This window comes from Shewanella sp. MBTL60-007 (assembly GCF_019654915.1).
Taxonomy (GTDB): domain Bacteria; phylum Pseudomonadota; class Gammaproteobacteria; order Enterobacterales; family Shewanellaceae; genus Shewanella.
This window is the reverse complement of sequence record NZ_BPET01000032.1, coordinates 1-16512: the sequence shown is the minus strand read 5'-3', so window position 1 is coordinate 16512 and position 16512 is coordinate 1. Positions and strand designations below refer to the sequence as shown.

Below are 16512 nucleotides of genomic sequence, written 5' to 3'. Positions count from 1 at the left end.
GCCGATTTTTAGGGAATTAGGTGAACGGAGTACTAAATAATATGAGAAGAATGCTCACAGCTATGGCAGTGGTAATGGCGGCTCCTTTTGCTGCTCACGCAGGTGCTGATTTTGTTGAAGGTGATAAGACCTTCGCTGGTGAGGCTGAGCTTGGTGCAACACTCACGACGGGTAACACCGAAACCTCTTCAGTGAAGGGGCGTTTGAATATGATGCAGGAGCTGGGTAACTGGGAGAATCAATACCTAATCGAAGGCTTATATAAAGAAGATACTGGTGAGGTCACGGCCAAGCGATACTACGGTGGTGTTCAAGGGGATTACAAGTTCGATGACAAGAACTATATGTATATCACTGGCAACTACGAAGTCGATCCGTTTACAGGTTATGACTATAAGGCTGTTGCTTCTGCCGGTTACGGTCATAAGTTTATCGACAGCGGCAAGATGTTTTTAAGTGCTGAGGTTGGTCCTGGTTACATCTATAAAAAACTGGATGATGAGCAAACTGCTCTGCTAGGTTATGATAGCGAAGATAGTGTTGTAGCCCACGGCGCGGTTAACTTCACCTATGAATTCAGTGAAACCTCAAAGTTTACTCAGCTATTTGTTGCCGATTACGGCGATAGTTTAGAGGGCCGTTCTGAGTCGGCAATTACAGCTAATATTGTTGGCGCATTGGCAATGAAGTTCGCGGTGATCGTACGTTACAATGACAGTCCATTAGATGACAAGGAAAGCACAGATACAGAGACAAACATGACTCTGTTATACGCTTTTTAAACCTGTTGACAAAAGGCTTATATAGCCTGTTAAAAATCGACTATAGCTGCTCAAATTGTAAAGAATTGTCAGCAAAAGGCACCATGAGGGTGCCTTTTTGTTTTGTTATTGATGTTGTTTTGGGCGTCGAAATATTTCGCTTTGTCTAGGTATTAACCTGTTTTTTGTTTATGTATCTAAGTGTATCGCTTGTTGCTTAAAAGACAGTAAAATTAGTGTGCTAGACCTCACGAAAGCAAAATCCATTACCCGTTTCAAGCGATTTTATCACGGACTCTCAGCGAGAATGTCAGTAAACTATTTGTCAGTGATTAAGTCAGAGTTGTTAACGTGTATATAGGTCCATACAGGTTTGACGTAGAGTTAAGGGAGTTGATTCATATTGGCTCTGAAAAAACTTCTGCGTTTAAATTATCTAACATTGAGTTTTTGGTACTCGATCAGCTGCTGGCGTGCAGAGGTAAAGTTGTATCTACTGAATCAATGTGTGATACGTTTTTGCCTGAGATTGTGACCCACCATGATATCGCGACAGCGGTACAAAATATTAAGCGCTTTCTCGGTGCGGAACACGCATCATGGATCGAGATTATTGCAAAGCAGGGGTATCTGCTGCATATCAACGCCAAAGATAGGCCGATACTAAATCGTGCATTACATTCGGTTTCACTTAAGAATTATCTGCTGTGCCTTATTCTTGGTATTTTCTTAATTATCTTTTTGGCCATGAACCTTACAACGACTTCTGACATTCGTTTATCTGTGCCCGGTAAAGTTAAGATTACCGGCAGCGAGTCTATCTTGGTTCCTATTTATGCCTCCGATGAAGATAGAGATAATTATCACAGCCGGGTTAAAGAGTTTGCTCAAAAACTGGCAAAGTGTGACAAGCAAAAGTGGCAACGGATTTATGTCGCTCCCTCGAGTAACGGTGATGTCTTGCAATTTGTAATGAATAATATTGCCGATGACGGCAAGGCGTGTAGAAACCTAAAAGTCACAAATGTGAATGATGATTGGAATTTTATGGACTTAGCCTGGCTTAAAGAGGCTGGAGTTTGTGAATAAGTTAATGAATAAAAGTGCATTTTCAGGTTTTAAGTCTACACCGGTATTAGCAACCCTCACCTTTATCTGTGGTCTGTGTGTGTTTCTTGAACATACCGTCGATCCAGATATTAACTCGACGCTGACCTGTAATTCAGATATTTATCGTGTTGGAGAAGGGGACAAGGGCAGTCAGCAACTGATCCTGAAAAACACTGGTCGTGGTGTCGAGGTGGCGATGAACTTTTTTAAAGGGGAGAAGCTAACTAATAGCCTTGTTGCTGCCGGAACGGTTAAGCAGCTTAAGGACTCAATTCTGACCTATGAAGTGAGTTTAGTAAAAGGCCAATATTTAAGGTTGTTACAAACGGAAAAGAATCAGTTGCAGCATGATGCTGTTAAGCTTGCGGAACAGGTGTTAGGTGATGCAAAGCGTGAGACGTTTTTAGTTAAGGTACTTGAGATGAACAAAGCTGCCCAAGTCGTCACTGTGCAGGTGCAGCCCGGTAATGGTTTATGGACTTGCAAAATTAATTAGCAGTAGTCTCTCTCAATGCTCCATTCACTTTTGTTGCCAACAAGTGCTAGCTACAAACCGTAAAATATAGGTTAGACTACAAAGGGTCTATCTAGGCTTTTGAGTCGGTATTTCATCACTCGTAACAGCAAGCTCGAGTGACTTAACCCAGTTGCAAGACACAGATATGCCCTAAAGGCTTCTCGCAGTGGAACCGCTGGTCTAAAAACTAAGATCTTAGTTACCTCCAAAAGTCATTTACACTTAAGCTAGTCTTATTCTCTGTCATTATGGTTTTCTCGTACATTTAAAAAGGTATACGTGTCTAAAGTAAAGATAAAACAGGAAGAGTCACTTTCGATTAAGTTTATCCATCAGATGGAGCTCGGTGATAACCGTCGCCTCGATCTGTATTTTTTTCTTCCTAAAGAAATGGGCATTAATCCACAGAGCCTCAATGAGGAGGAGTATTATCACTCCTCGATTACTGGGCGCCGCTCATATTACTCATCGGGTCTACACCTTCCGCTCGTTCAGAGCCGTTTTGTGAGCCAGAAAAAACGCACGGTAGATGAGTTCAGGCTTTATCTGAACTTGTTTGCCTATCAGTTTGCCGTTGCGATTGAGACCGATAGTAAAGAGTTAGCCCAGATTGAAGATCTTGAGACTTTTTATAGTTCTCTCTTTGAATTGAGTGAGCAGGTGGTGAACCTGCTTAAGCGATTTAGGCGTAACGAACCCAGTGATGAGAAGTGGAAGTCTTACTTTGAAAATGCCGATAATTATCTGTCTTGGTTATGTGAGCAGCGTCTACTCAAGCTTCTAGCCCATGCACCAAGAAGCAGTGACTTCACTGAAATCACCGACAAGGTGGTCGCTTTGTGCAGGGCTGAAGCCCAGTATAGAGAAGACCACAACTATAACTCGACGCAAACCATTAAAGATCCTAACCGTATTGCTAATAAGATGTTGCTACTGCGCCGTCTTATCCAGCAGGGGGTGGTACTTAAAGAGGAGCTAAAGACACTAGGCGTTGGGCTTAAGAAGATGACGACAGGGATTGCAACTGGCATGGTGATGTTGGTGGTCTCGGCGTTGATCATTAAGGCGCAAGGCTTTTTTAGTGGCCTGACGATTGCCTTAGTGCTGACGCTGGCGGTGATTTATGGTTTCCGTGAGATCTTTAAAGACGATATTCGAAATGCGATGTGGCGTATTATTCAACGCGGCCGACCGCGCTGGAGCCGAATACTCCGTGATACCACCAGTAAAAATACTATCGCTCGCCAGTTGGTCTGGCTTGAGTTTATGCGCAAAAAAGAGTTGCCAGAGGCTGTGTCTAAAATCCTCACTAAGCGCCATAGCCAGAATAAGATCGATGCAGAGATCTTTCACTACGGTATCCATACTCGGGTTTCTCAGAAGGATTTCTTAGCGGGATACTCTAGGATCCAAGAGCAGGTCAACTTCAGCTTTGTACCTTTTGCACGTAATCTTGAGCGGGGGAAGGCCAAAATTTATAAGGAGCAGGATGGCAAGATCAGTAACGACTCGGTTGAGCGTCGTTATCAGGTGAATTTGATTGTGGCCTTGCGTGAAGGCAAGCAAGCCTCACAGTATGCGCGCTACAAGATCACCATGAACCGTTCTGCAATTATTGAGATCACCGAGAGTGACCTGCCTTCAGGTATCGAGAGTATGGAAGAGCTGCCTTTTCAAGAGGAACTAAAGGTGAAAGAGGAGCTAAAAGCAACAAGCCCTCTTTCTGAGTGAGGGCTTGGGAGCTTAGGTTAGAGCTTAGGTTATCTGCCGCGTGTAAGCCTGGCAGATATTTTGCTCTCCAGTTTGTTTAGCACGCTTAAGCGCAACTTCGGCATTGGCGATAAACTGCTCCAGATTTTGCCCCGCCTGGTAGGAGGCGATGCCAATATGAATACCTTCCCCAAGGCCATTATCATTGAGCTTGTTGAGAGTCTCGATAGCAAAGTAATGAGCCTGATCAGAGTCGGTATCCGGTAATACTACGATGAGTTTACCAAGCTGCCAATGGGACATCTGGTAACGGTGTGGAAGATCTCGCAACAGATGAACCTCCACCTCTTTCTGGCGTGACTCAAGTTGGCCCATATCACTCATATGACTCAACATACCTTCGGCGCTGATATCTATCATGAGTAAGCTAGAGAAGTCTTTACAGTGTTGAGTCAGGTTGTTGAAATACCTTTCTAAGTCGTCTTTATGGTTGAAGATGGTACTTCTTTGTGGCACCAAGGTACTGCCTTTTCTATTCTCGGGCTTGAGTATGGCATGTTCAAAAGAGCAAAGGATATACTCCAGCTCTCCGGCGCCGTCTAAGTAGCCTTTTAGGGTTGCTTGTAAGCAGCTATCTTCGATATGGCTAGTATTGGCAAAGACCTGCCCCTTCCAAGAGCCTTGGATGATCAACTGTTGGGAAATCTGTGGCCAATGTTTACTAAAATCTTCACTTAGTAGATGGTTGACGTTTAACGCCTCATTATCTTCAATTTGCAGCAGAGACTTAAAGGCGCTATTTGACTTAACCACAAGGCCTTTGGCATCTGTGAGCACATTAGCAACAGGACCATCGTTGAGTAAGGCGTTTAGAGTTGCTTCTTTCTGGCTCTGCTTTAGTTCGCTGATATCTTCAAAAGTGACCAGCATGTAGTGACGTTTCTTATCGATGCTTACTTCAATACGCACTCGGATTTTTAGCCAAGTATAGGGAGTCGTCTCGGTATTAAGTTCACTTTGCCAGTGCTGCTCCGTGTCCATCTTATGTAAAAACTCACTGTACTGATCATCATCTAAATTCAGAATGCGCTGTAAGCTGCGATCTGAGAGATCTTCCAGAGGCAGTGTCAGTAGCTGAGATGCGGCAGGGTTTGCGATGAGTACACGGCCGCTATCATTGGCAATGATACAGCCAACGTCACTATCGAATAAACGATTGGTCATGCCGATACTGAACTCACGGGAACGCTGCACTAAGCGGTACAGGTGAGTTAAGAAGATTACTATGCTGGCTAATAGAGTCAGTAAAATGGCCCCTGCAATGAGAATATTGCGCCATTGGGCAAACTTGGCAGCGATATCTTCATTCTTGATGTAAGACACTAAGAAATATTCGCGGCGGGTTTCATATTGGGTTGTTAACTCAACCTTGAGGTACACAAAGGTCGCCACATCACCGTGAAATTGGCCAAAGTTACTCATTGCCATCTTGCGCCATAGAGCAGGGTAGGATTGCTTTAAACTGCCGCCCATGGTTTCAGGTAAGCGACTAATCTCTGGCTTTGATTGTGCTCCCGCATAGAGCAAGCCTTGGGTGTCTAACATCAGTAATGGTGCTTGCTTGCTAGAGTAGGCGGGTTTGATGCTTCTAAGCATTGTTGACATTGAGTTATAGGCAACAAGGTAGCCACGCACACTCTGATTAGGGTTTTCAAGCCAGGCAAACTGATACATGTAGGGCTCGAGTTGGCCATTAATCGGGGTAAACTCTAGCGGAGAGGTATAGATCTCATTGCCGCCCATATTGCGTGTGGGACCGAGCAATGCGGCTGGTAGGCTATCCTTACCAAAATCATTGCTGGTGGCAAACTGGTGTTGACCTTGGGGATCATACAGGGCAATACCTAACAGTTCTGGGATGTTATCTACCAGAATATTCCAGTTAGCAAGGAGCTTTTCTCGGTTCTCTTGGCTGGGGAGTGCTAGGTAGTGCTTGAGCAGTTCAGACTTTGCAAACATCTGGGTGCGAAACTGTTGGAATGTCACTTTATCAGAGATCATAGCGCCAACGGCCTGAAGCTCGCTATAGCGTTGTGTGGCCCAGTCTTCCTGCAAGCGTCGCTCACCTAAGGTGATAATGATATTAGTCAGGATAATCACAGTCACGAGCAGCATACAGAATTGACTGGCCGCAGCTAAAATGCGTTGTTGGGACCAATGGATCCCCTGGGCACTGATTAATAGAGATTGTTTGCGGGTCAGCATCGATTGATTTTTATTGCCGTTATTATGCGCTTTATATTAACACGAATTCATTCCTCAACCAGCGTTTGTTAATCCCATTAGAACAAGATTTTACAGTGTCCTCTTGTTCCTCACTAAACTTGAATGTTAGCGAGCAATGGTATGAGATTAGCCGCTGCTAACAGCTTACCCTGCTTATAAGGTGGCGCCAGTGGCCTCGACAATTTATCGACATGCTAGATATATGGGGACGCGCTCTAGGCAACGAGACTGCTAGCCGACGATGTCGAGCTCCCTTTGCTTAAAGGTGGCACCCGTGGCCTCAACTATTTCACGACAAGTTTGGATATCAACTCCTTCTAAGCCATTGATTGCCGATATTTGCACATCTTCAATATATTGCGGGGCTAGCTTTATAAACTCAAGCAAAGCAGGGTAAGCGCCTGCTAGTTTGGGACGGCAATGCTGCTGGTATAGTGCTTCTGTATTGGCATTGAGCGAAATCGACAGACTATCAACGCAGGTGGCTAGCTCCGGTAAGATATTGCGCCGATGAAACAGGTTGCCCAGCCCATCAGTGTTGACTCTGACCTTGCCGCCACGCAGTTTAATCTCTTTGGCCACTTCAAGCAGGGTGGTTAAATTGAGGGTGGGTTCGCCATAACCGCAGAACACGTATTCATTGAATTCAGACACTTCACCGAGTTGCGCAATTAGTTCTTCAGCCTTAGGTTGGCGACTCAGATCCAATTGATATTGGTGCACCTGTTTACTGCCATTATGTTTGGGGCAGAATTGACACTGCAAGGTACAGCGACCTGTAATATTAAGGTAGCGACTATCGCGGATATCGTAAACGAGCGTTGGCTGATTATCGGTCATGAGAGCATCTTGCTGAAAATAAGACCGCCAAGCATAACGGTTAAGTCGATTGAAATCTGTTTGCTAGATCGGATTCTGACGGCATTGTAGCCTTCAAAAATGTATTGATACCTATCTGTATAAGAAGGGAGGCAAAATGCCTCCCTTTGTTAACTTGCGTTTTTAACACCCGTGTTGTTGCTCTTGCTCTGGGGCATTTTAAGATATTAGATCTGAGCTTGCTCCTGAGCCGATTTTGGTTGCCACCACCAGTGGAAGAAACGTCTAAAGCTTCGCCTGATATCGTCTAAGATAATGTACAGAATTGGCACCAAGATTAAAGTCACTACGGTAGAGAATAAAATACCGAACGCTAAGGATGCTGCCATAGGGATCACAATCTGTGCCTGTAGGCTTCGCTCAAGCAGAATAGGTACTAAGCCGACAAAGGTGGTGAGCGAGGTCAGGATGATAGCCCTGAAACGGTAACAACCAGAATTAACCGCCGCCTTGACAATACTGTGTCCCTCGGCGCGGGCACGATTAACGAAGTCAACCAAGATTAGGGAGTCATTAACCACTACACCCGCCAGTGCAACGATGCCACAGAGGCTTAAGATACTCATATTCAGCCCTAGGATGAAGTGGCCGAATAGGGCCCCGATCATACCAAAGGGGATCACCGACATGATGATCAGCGGCTGGCTATAAGATTTCAGCGGAATCGCCATCAGGGCGTAGATGGTAAACAGCGCGAAGAAGAAGCCTTGTAATAAGCTAATTAGCGCGCTCTGCTCATCGGCACTGCCGCCATCGAGTGCAGTAGAGATATTCGGGTATTTAGCCTGAAGTGTGGGTAAGAAATCCTCTTGGATCTCGCCAACGACTTTTGATGGCTCAACCTTATTGGTGTCAGCGTTGGCGATAATGGTAATCGCACGGCGACCATCGACACGAGTAATCGAAGAGTAAGAGTCACCCAGTTCCAGCTCGGCCACCGTGGAGAATGGCACTGCAGCGCCACTTGGTGTGCGAATAAGCATGTTCTCAAGATGACCTACGGTGCGGCGCTGCTCTAGTGGGTAGCGCACCATCACCTTAACTTCCTCTTTATTACGCAAAATACGCTGGGCTTCATAACCATAGAAACCATAACGCACTTGGCGCGCAAGATCAGACAGTGTCAGGCCTAATGCTTCGGCTTCGGGGCGGATCTTTAGCTTGATCTCTTGGCTACCGGAGGAGAAGTTATCGGAAATATCGTACACCCCTTCGTAGCTGCGAAGCTTCTGCTTTAGCTCCTCTGAAGCCTTCGATAACTGCTCGAGGTTGTTCGATGTCAGTCTAAAGGAGATATCGCCGCCGGCATCATTAGTGCTGGCATTGATATTCAACTTCTTAACCGCGACTAACTCGGGTAACTGTTTACGCCAAGCGCTAGCGATGGCTTCGCCATCGACATCACGATCTTCACCCTTAGTCAGTTCGGCAAACAGGAAGGCTGAGGTACGAGAGCTCATGTTGATAAAGCTGTGCTTGACCACGGGGTAGCCTAGCTCTTCTTCCATCTGAGTGTTCATCGCATATAGCGCTTCCTCCACCTCTTGCACGACTTTAAGGGTATTCTCTTCTGAGCTGCCCTCATCCATATCGAGACGAACTTGGATAAAGTCAGACGGGATATCGGGGAAGAAGACCCAGCGCACCTGACCACTGAGAACCAGCGCGATGGAAAGAATAAGGACTCCAACAAAAACGGCTACCGTGTTGTAGCGCTGTACGATACAGCGCTCCAAGAACGGACGATACTGGTTATGGATAAAGTACTGCACCTTGTCATTCAACCCCGCCTTTAAACGACCAAGTAAGCCTAGTTGCTCTCTTGGTTTACGTGGTTTCATATGGGCAAGGTGAGAGGGCAGGATAAGTTTTGACTCCACCAAGGAGAACAGCAGACACAAGATCACTATCATGCCGATGGATTTCCAGATGATCCCTTGTGGCCCCGATACCATCAGCATAGGCATAAAGGCCGCTATGGTGGTTAGGACTCCGAAGGTGGCTGGCATGGCGACTTTCTTGGCGCCCTTGACGACGTTTTCTAAGGAGTGCCCCTTCTCTTCGATCTCCGTATAGGCACTCTCGCCGATGACGATGGCGTCATCGACGACTATCCCCAGCACCAGTATGAAGGCAAACAGGGTCAGCATATTGATTGATAGCGAGAAGGGCTCTAGCGGCATAAACAGCATGGCTCCTAAGAAACACACTGGCAGCCCCATCATCACCCAGAAGGCCAGCTTAATCTCTAGAAAGAGCGCTAGGATAATGAATACCAACAAGGCACCGTAGAACATGTTCGACAACATCATGTTCAATCGTCCCTTAAGGTAATGGGTGAGATCGCCCCAGGTATCCAGCTTAGCGCCGACCGGTAGGGCGTCACGTTTTTGCTCTATATACGCCTTAACTTGCTCGGAAATATCCAATGCATTTTGGTCGTCGACACTAAGTACTTCGATGATCGCCGCAGGTTGGCCATTAAAGCGGGTGTACTCAAGACGTTCTTCGAAGCTATCATTAATCGTGGCTACCTGCGGCAGCATGACTCGGCTACCATCGGGACGAGTGCTGACGACTATCTGAGAGAAGTCTTCGCCGGTATAGGCTTGCCCCTTGGTGCGTAGCAAGATATCGCCATCTTTAGCACGAATCGAGCCGCCGGGTAGATCGATAGAGGAATTCTGTACCGCCTGTGCCACCTGAGAAAAGGTTAGACCATACTCCCTGAGTTTATCTTCAGACAGCTCAATTCCAATCTCGTATTCGCGTACGCCGGTGACTTGGGCGCGGGTTACCGCAGGAAGCAGGGCGACCTCATCGCGAATGCTCTTGGCTAACTCTTTCATCTCTTGCAGAGATTGATCACCGTAGACCGAAATCCAGATTACATTATTTTCTGGTTTTAGACGGAAAATATTGGGTTTCTCGATGTTAACCGGGAAGGTGGAGATAGCATCGATGCGCAGTTTGGCTTCATCGAGAATATCTTGCGGATCATAACTATCTTCGACCTCAATAGTGACGTTACCCACTCCTTCGCTGGCAACTGAGGAGACCTTCTTGATGCCATTAATATCTTGGATCGCTTCCTCAATCTTAATATTGATCCCCTCCTCAATCTCTTGAGGGGCGGCACCAGGGTAGGCAACGGAGATCTGTAGGTAGTTCAGTTCAAACGAGGGGAAAACTTCCTTGTTGATGATCAAGGTGCTGAACAGGCCGCCTATGATTAAGATCCACATTAATAGGTTGGCTGCCACACTGTTACGGGCAAACCAGGCGATAATCCCTTTCTGGGTGTCGTTTTGGCCGTTCATTATTGACCACCCGCACTAGCGAGCTGCTCTTCACTGCGTTCACTCTGAGACTCTTGATTAGAGCTAGAATCCTCGCCGACAACCTTGACTATCTGGCCGTCCTCAGCATTGCTCAGGTTCGTCAGTGACACGCGCTCACCATCGTTGAGGCTGTCCTTGATGTAGACACTTTCCAGATCGGTGCGCACCACATTGACGCTGCGAAGTTCGATGCTATTGTCGCTATTAACAATAGTGACTTTATTATCCCGCACTAAATGACGTGGCAACTTGACGATGCCGTCTACGGTACGCCCCTTAATCACTGCGGTAACAAAGGTGCCGTATTTCAGTGGTAGCTGGCCTTCTACTCGGTTATCGCGTAGGTAGGGATCTTTGACTTCGGCAACGAGGAAAACCATACGATTTTCAGCATCGATAACCCCTTCGCTACGTACAATCTGTCCCTGCCAAGTGATCACTCGACCAGCGAGATCGGCACTTAGGCTAACATCGGTGTCAGGATTGTCGACGGATTCGAGATAAGCTAGATCATTATTCGATAGCGGTAGCCTCACCTCGGCGATGCGGGTGTCATACAATTCACCTAAGTTAGTGCCTAGAGTGACGTACTGACCAAGATCGACGTTGCGAGCCTTGATGATGCCATCGAATGGCGCACGAATAACCGTACGCTCAAGATTACGCTGTGCCCGAGCAAGGGCTGCCTGCTGGAACTTAACATTGGCTTGTTCTTGTTTGAGCTGTGGGAGACGTAGGCCAAGTTCAGGTGGAATGCCGCCGTCATAACCTTTCCAGTCATTCTTTGCCACTTCCCCCTTGGCGCGCTCCTCCTCTAGGGCTGCCTTAGCTTTGGCCAGAGAGGCCTGCGCTTGCATTAGATCCGCCTCGTAATCAGATGGCTCAATAACGGCTAACTCATCCCCTTTTTTTACCACGCCACCGGCTACAAAATTAGCCGAGATAGACAACATGCGCCCCTGTACTTCGGTGACTAACTGCGTCTTATATTTTGGCGTTACCACTCCATAAGAGGGCAGGTTGAGTGACACGGTTTGGCGTTTTACTTCGGTGACATCAACAATAGGGACGGGCGCGGTATCGGCTTTCTGCTCAGGTGCTTCCTTGGTACTAATCAGAATTTGAGCGGCGATAATAAAGGCCAGAAGAATAAAGAGAGGAGTCATTCTCCTAAGTATTGTTTTAATTTTATTTATCATCTGATCTGCTTTTCCATGCATAGATTTTTCTAATTGCATAAATTACCAGAGTCAGAGTCAAGGTAACATCTTTATTTGTAAATAATATGTTTCATTATGTGGCGTTAAGGTTGTTCTTAAGTTTTGCTTATCGAACGCAATGAGATAGCGAGTTGCTGAGGGAATTGGTACAAACAGAAAAGGGTCACGTGATGTGACCCTTTTGGTTAAGAAAAACGAATCTTACTTCTTCTTTTTCTTCTTGCTTTTCTTACTAAAGTTTTTGCCTTCTGGACCTGCTTTCTTCTTTCCTGGTGGCTTAGCTTCTTTGTTTTTAGGGCGTAGATCTTTAATGAAACGACGCTTAAGAGGCTGACCAATATAGCGCTCAATTTTACCGACTACGCGGATATCATGGGCTTCAACCAATGATATAGCAGTGCCTTTGGCGCCAGCGCGGCCCGTACGACCGATACGGTGAACGTAAGTGTCTGCAGAGCGTGGCATGTCATAGTTGATAACATGGGTAATACCGTCAATGTCGATACCCCGTGCAGCAACATCAGTTGCGAGTAAGATATTGACTTCACCTTTGGTGAAACGACCTAGTGCTTGGAAACGGGCTTTTTGCTCCATATCGCCACGCATAAACGCACAAGCGATGCCTTCTTTTTGTAGCAGGCCTTCAAGGCTAGCAACCGCTTCACGGGTCTTAACGAAAACGATGGTGCGCTGAACTTCTTCTTGCTTTAAAAGTGCTGCCAGCAATGCAAACTTATGGGCTTTGTCATCGGCTAGATGGATCCATTGATGGATCTTGGCTTTTTCACTGCGTGGTGCTTCTGCCTCTAGTCTAACTGGGTTAGTTAGCAACTGATGTGAGAAACGACCCACGTCGCTGCCTTCAAGCGTTGCAGAGAACAGCATGGTTTGCTTACGGCCAACCGACTCGATTGCAATGCTCTCAACCACAGCCGAGAAGCCCATATCTAGCATGCGGTCGGCTTCATCTATCACCAGTATTTCAACGTCTTCGGCGTTGAAGTGCCCCTTATCTAAGTACTCCATCAAACGGCCTGGAGTCGCCACTAAGATGTCAACGTTCTTCTGTAGCGCTTCCTCTTGAGGACCGTAAGGAACACCACCTGTGATGATGACGGTGTCAAGACCTAGGCCTGTGGCAAGGTGGCTGGCATAGCGATGAATTTGGCTCGCAAGTTCTCGAGTAGGCGTCAGGATTAATACACGCGCTCGGCCGCCATATCGACGTGGAAAGTCGATTAGGTGTTGCAACGCTGGCAGAAGAAAGCTTGCAGTTTTACCCGTACCCGTTGGCGCGCGCGCCAAGATATCCCTTTGCTCCATGGCAACTGGGATTGTTTGTTGTTGTATCGTAGTGGGCTTGTTGTGGCCCATTGCTTTTAATGACTCTAACAAACAAGGGTCAAGCTGGAGATCTTCAAATTGCATGCGTGGCATCTCAATAAATAATAGCCGGACATTATAAAGCTTATAGAAGCGACTTGAAACGATTAGATCACCAGATCCTTAAAGCTTTAAATAAAAATCTCGGCTCAATAGGTTAAAGGCTTGGCTGTACTGGCCATTTTTCTGACGAATATAAAGTTGCTGTTCGTTAATCGCTTCAAGATTGTCTGCAACTCTTGGCTCGGTTGTGCTATTCGGAGCATCTGTAGCGAGGAGAGCATGACGCAGCACTAATACCTGTCGATTTGCCGCTTTACCCTCAACACTGGCGGCCAGCAATTTTTGACTTAGCGTGAGCTTATATTGGCTCAACTTACTCTCAAATAGCTTGACTGACTCGGTAGGTAAAATCAGGCTCGCTGCTCCTTGTGGTGCCAGTAGCTGTTTAATGGCGCTCAGTAAGGCGTCGAAGCTTAAGCTGTCAGTATGGCGTGCCGCTGCCCTTGAGGCATCGCTTGATTGTGGCCCATTGGCAAAATAGGGCGGATTACAGACGATATGCTCAAACTGTCGCTGTGGTTCATGTTGGCAGTAGGCTTGGATATCACAGCAGATAACTTCAAGGCGTTCAGACCAATGGCTGGCATCGAAGTTTTGCTGACAGTCTAGGGCGGCATTGCTGTCGAGCTCGATGGCGGTGATCTGAGCTTGGCTGCGTTGTGCGGCCATCAGGCTTAATAGGCCGCTGCCTGCGCCAATATCGAGTATGGTCTTGGCCTGTACTAATGGTGCCCAAGCGCCTAGAAGTACACCATCGGTGCTAACAGGCATGCCGCAGCGGCTGTCATCGACATGAAATAGTTTGAAGGTAAATGGCATTGCAACAAGAGTTGATTTGAACTGTTAAGCTAATTGTACGCTAATCAAGCGTATAGCGTAATCTACTAATCTAAGTTTAATTGTTAATGCTTTAAGCAAGCTTTAGCGTTTTTGCATGTAAGTGGTTACTCACTTTGAACAGCATGCTGGCTATTAAAGCGGATGTGTCAGCTTGTGGGTGCTCATGGGGTGAATGTAAGTAATGGGACTATTCTGTTGCTGGCTTGTTGCGCTTTGTATCGAGATTGGCCGTTTTTCCGTATGCCTGCTTGTTTGTTTATAACGACTCTGTTAATAGTATGCCCCTCTTTGTTGGGTAAAAGCTCAATTTTAGAGAAGGTAAACCAGTTTTAAAGCAATTGAAGCGTTACTTTTTCCGCTGCTGTTCAAAAACTCGCCAAGAATAGGCCCTATTTACCACGGAGCTGTGTAAAGTAAAGATTACACATTTTTTTGTCATTAACCTAAGTGGTGCCTTAGGAATGTGATGGCACGAAATAATTAACTAAATAAAATTATGATGGGGCAGTAAAGTGCAGAATAATCAAATGAGTATCACGGATACGATAGGCTTGGGTTTCATGACCTTCGCGTTCTTTTTGGGGGCGGGTAACTTAATTTTCCCTCCGTTAGCGGGTTTCTTAGCGGGTGAAAATATCACGCTAGCTATGTTTGGCTTCCTGATTACTGCGGTCGGCCTTCCTCTTATTACTCTTATTGCTGTCGCTAAAGCGAACGGTAAAATAATGCAATTGCTGCCTCCCATCGCTGCGACTGCATTAGCCGTCTCTATTTTCATCATTATAGGTCCTGCGTTCGCCGCACCAAGAACCGGACTGGTTGCTTATGAAGTGGGCTTTAAGCCGTTTCTAACTGACACCAGCGCGACCTTTATGATTGCGGGTCTAACGTTCAACATTGCACAGCTTATTTATACCTTAGGTTTCTTCGGTCTCTCTATGGTACTAGCTCTGTTCCCAGGTAAGCTACTCGACAGCGTAGGTAAAGTATTAACGCCTATCCTTATCTTATTATTAGTTGGCCTAGCGATCTCTGTTATCGTGATCCCAGGTAGCGATATCGGCGCCGCAGTGGGTGATTATCAAGCTAGCCCGCTAACTAAGGGGATCTTGGAAGGCTATAACACCATGGATACCTTAGCTTCATTGATCTTCGGTATGTTGATCATCGATATCTTACGTAAGAAAGGTGTTACTGAGCCAAAAGCACAGACTAACTATTTGATTAAAGCAGCCTTGATTGCGGCGGCAGGTTTGGCATTTGTTTATGTTTCACTGTTCTATTTAGGTGCTACGGCAGGCGATTTAGCGGTTGGCGCAGAGAATGGCGGTGTGATTTTAACTAACTATGTTACAGCCAAATTTGGCGCAAGCGGCATGGTTCTATTGTCATCTGTTGTGACATTAGCCTGTTTGACTACAGCTGTAGGTCTTATTAGTGCCTGTAGTGAGTACTTTAACGAGCTACTACCAAAGATCTCTTACCGTCGTTTCGTTGTGGTGGTTAGTGTTGTTTGTGCGACTATCGCTAACGTAGGTTTAGCTCAGCTAATCAGTATCAGCGTTCCAGTACTTATGACGGTTTACCCTGTAGCTATCGCATTGGTTGCAGTGACATTCTTAACCGAGCGTTTCGCTAATGCAAAAGCGGCTCATCGCATCGTACTGAGTGTTGCATTATTTTTCGGCATCATCGATGGCATCAAGGCTGCGGGTGTTGACGTTAGTGTATTGAACTTTATGCCACTGCATAACGAAGGTATGGCTTGGTTACTACCAACGGCTATCGCAATTATCGCTTGTATGCTGGTTAAAAAGCCAAGCGAGCAGTTAGCGGTTAACTAAAGCTAGCCGTTAAAGCTAATAGCTTAAGCCAGTTCGATGGCATAATATTGAGGCGATGCTCTATGAGCATCGCTTTTTTGTTTAAAAGCCGGGGAAGAGCCGGAAAGGCTGAGACGGTAAAGGCCGGAAAAGATAAAGCGGAAAATCAAAAGATAACAACTTGGAGCCTTTGGCTTTTGCTTTTTCTAGCAGGACGAAGTCCGCTCTAGCCGCGAAGCGTCCTAGATTCTAGGTTCTAGGAAGAGCTGAGAAAGGCCGGAAAGGCTAAGACGGTAAGAGCAGAGACGGTAAAAGCCGGAAAGGCTAAGACGGTAAGAGCAGAGACGGTAAAAGCCGGAAAAGATAAAGCGGAAAATCAAAAGATAACAACTTGGAGCCTTTGGCTTTTGCTTTTTCTAGCAGGACGAAGTCCGCTCTAGCCGCGAAGCGTTCTAGATTCTAGGTTCTAGGAAGAGCTGAGAAAGGCCGGAAAGGCTAAGACGGTAAGAGCAGAGACGGTAAAAGCCGGAAAGGCTAAGACGGTAAGAGCAGAGACGGTAAAAGCCGGAAAAGATAAAG

At 46.3% G+C, this 16512-nt stretch carries 11 protein-coding genes; 5 read left to right on the top strand and 6 right to left on the bottom strand.

The window, feature by feature from the left end:
* Positions 1-41 precede the first annotated feature (41 nt).
* The 4 genes from K5Q92_RS13355 (at position 42) to K5Q92_RS13340 (ending at position 4119) form a co-directional block, all read left to right on the top strand.
* Entirely contained in the window at positions 42-782 is a 741-nt protein-coding gene (locus K5Q92_RS13355) for a YdiY family protein (RefSeq protein ID WP_220769494.1), read from the top strand.
* 330 nt (positions 783-1112) lie between these two features.
* The gene (locus K5Q92_RS13350; protein ID WP_220769493.1) at positions 1113-1850 is read left to right on the top strand and encodes a CadC family transcriptional regulator; all 738 of its coding nucleotides are present in this window, start codon (positions 1113-1115) and stop codon (positions 1848-1850) included.
* Positions 1843-2367: a hypothetical protein gene (locus tag K5Q92_RS13345; protein WP_259649572.1), complete on the top strand. Its 525-nt coding sequence runs from the start codon at positions 1843-1845 to the stop codon at positions 2365-2367. The genes K5Q92_RS13350 and K5Q92_RS13345 overlap by 8 nt, the downstream gene beginning before the upstream one ends.
* A 300-nt stretch (positions 2368-2667) precedes the next feature.
* Complete coding sequence (locus tag K5Q92_RS13340) at positions 2668-4119, top strand: hypothetical protein (protein ID WP_220769492.1); 1452 nt, start codon at positions 2668-2670, stop codon at positions 4117-4119.
* Positions 4120-4143: 24 nt separating this feature from the next.
* Here K5Q92_RS13340 and K5Q92_RS13335 read toward each other — a convergent pair whose 3' ends face one another.
* The 6 genes from K5Q92_RS13335 to K5Q92_RS13310 all read right to left on the bottom strand — a co-directional run bounded on the left by K5Q92_RS13335 (position 4144) and on the right by K5Q92_RS13310 (position 14089).
* Positions 4144-6363, bottom strand: a complete 2220-nt coding sequence (locus tag K5Q92_RS13335) for a PAS domain-containing protein (protein WP_220769491.1) — start codon at positions 6361-6363, stop codon at positions 4144-4146.
* 252 nt (positions 6364-6615) lie between these two features.
* On the bottom strand, positions 6616-7224 hold the full coding sequence (locus tag K5Q92_RS13330) for a TatD family nuclease-associated radical SAM protein (protein WP_220769490.1): 609 nt from the start codon (positions 7222-7224) through the stop codon (positions 6616-6618).
* 206 nt (positions 7225-7430) lie between these two features.
* A complete protein-coding gene (locus tag K5Q92_RS13325) occupies positions 7431-10583 on the bottom strand; it encodes an efflux RND transporter permease subunit (RefSeq protein WP_220769489.1) in 3153 nt (1050 codons plus the stop codon).
* The gene (locus K5Q92_RS13320; protein WP_220769488.1) at positions 10583-11803 is read right to left on the bottom strand and encodes an efflux RND transporter periplasmic adaptor subunit; all 1221 of its coding nucleotides are present in this window, start codon (positions 11801-11803) and stop codon (positions 10583-10585) included. The genes K5Q92_RS13325 and K5Q92_RS13320 overlap by 1 nt, the downstream gene beginning before the upstream one ends.
* 222 nt (positions 11804-12025) lie before the next feature.
* Positions 12026-13252: an ATP-dependent RNA helicase SrmB gene (gene srmB / locus K5Q92_RS13315; protein ID WP_220769487.1), complete on the bottom strand. Its 1227-nt coding sequence runs from the start codon at positions 13250-13252 to the stop codon at positions 12026-12028.
* Positions 13253-13330: 78 nt separating this feature from the next.
* Positions 13331-14089 (bottom strand): tRNA1(Val) (adenine(37)-N6)-methyltransferase, encoded by a 759-nt coding sequence (locus tag K5Q92_RS13310; protein WP_220769486.1) that lies wholly within the window; start codon positions 14087-14089, stop codon positions 13331-13333.
* Between the two features lie 548 nt (positions 14090-14637).
* Between K5Q92_RS13310 and brnQ the strand changes: the two genes are divergently transcribed.
* On the top strand, positions 14638-15954 hold the full coding sequence (brnQ, locus tag K5Q92_RS13305; RefSeq protein WP_220769526.1) for a branched-chain amino acid transport system II carrier protein: 1317 nt from the start codon (positions 14638-14640) through the stop codon (positions 15952-15954).
* The last annotated feature ends 558 nt before the right edge of the window (positions 15955-16512 follow it).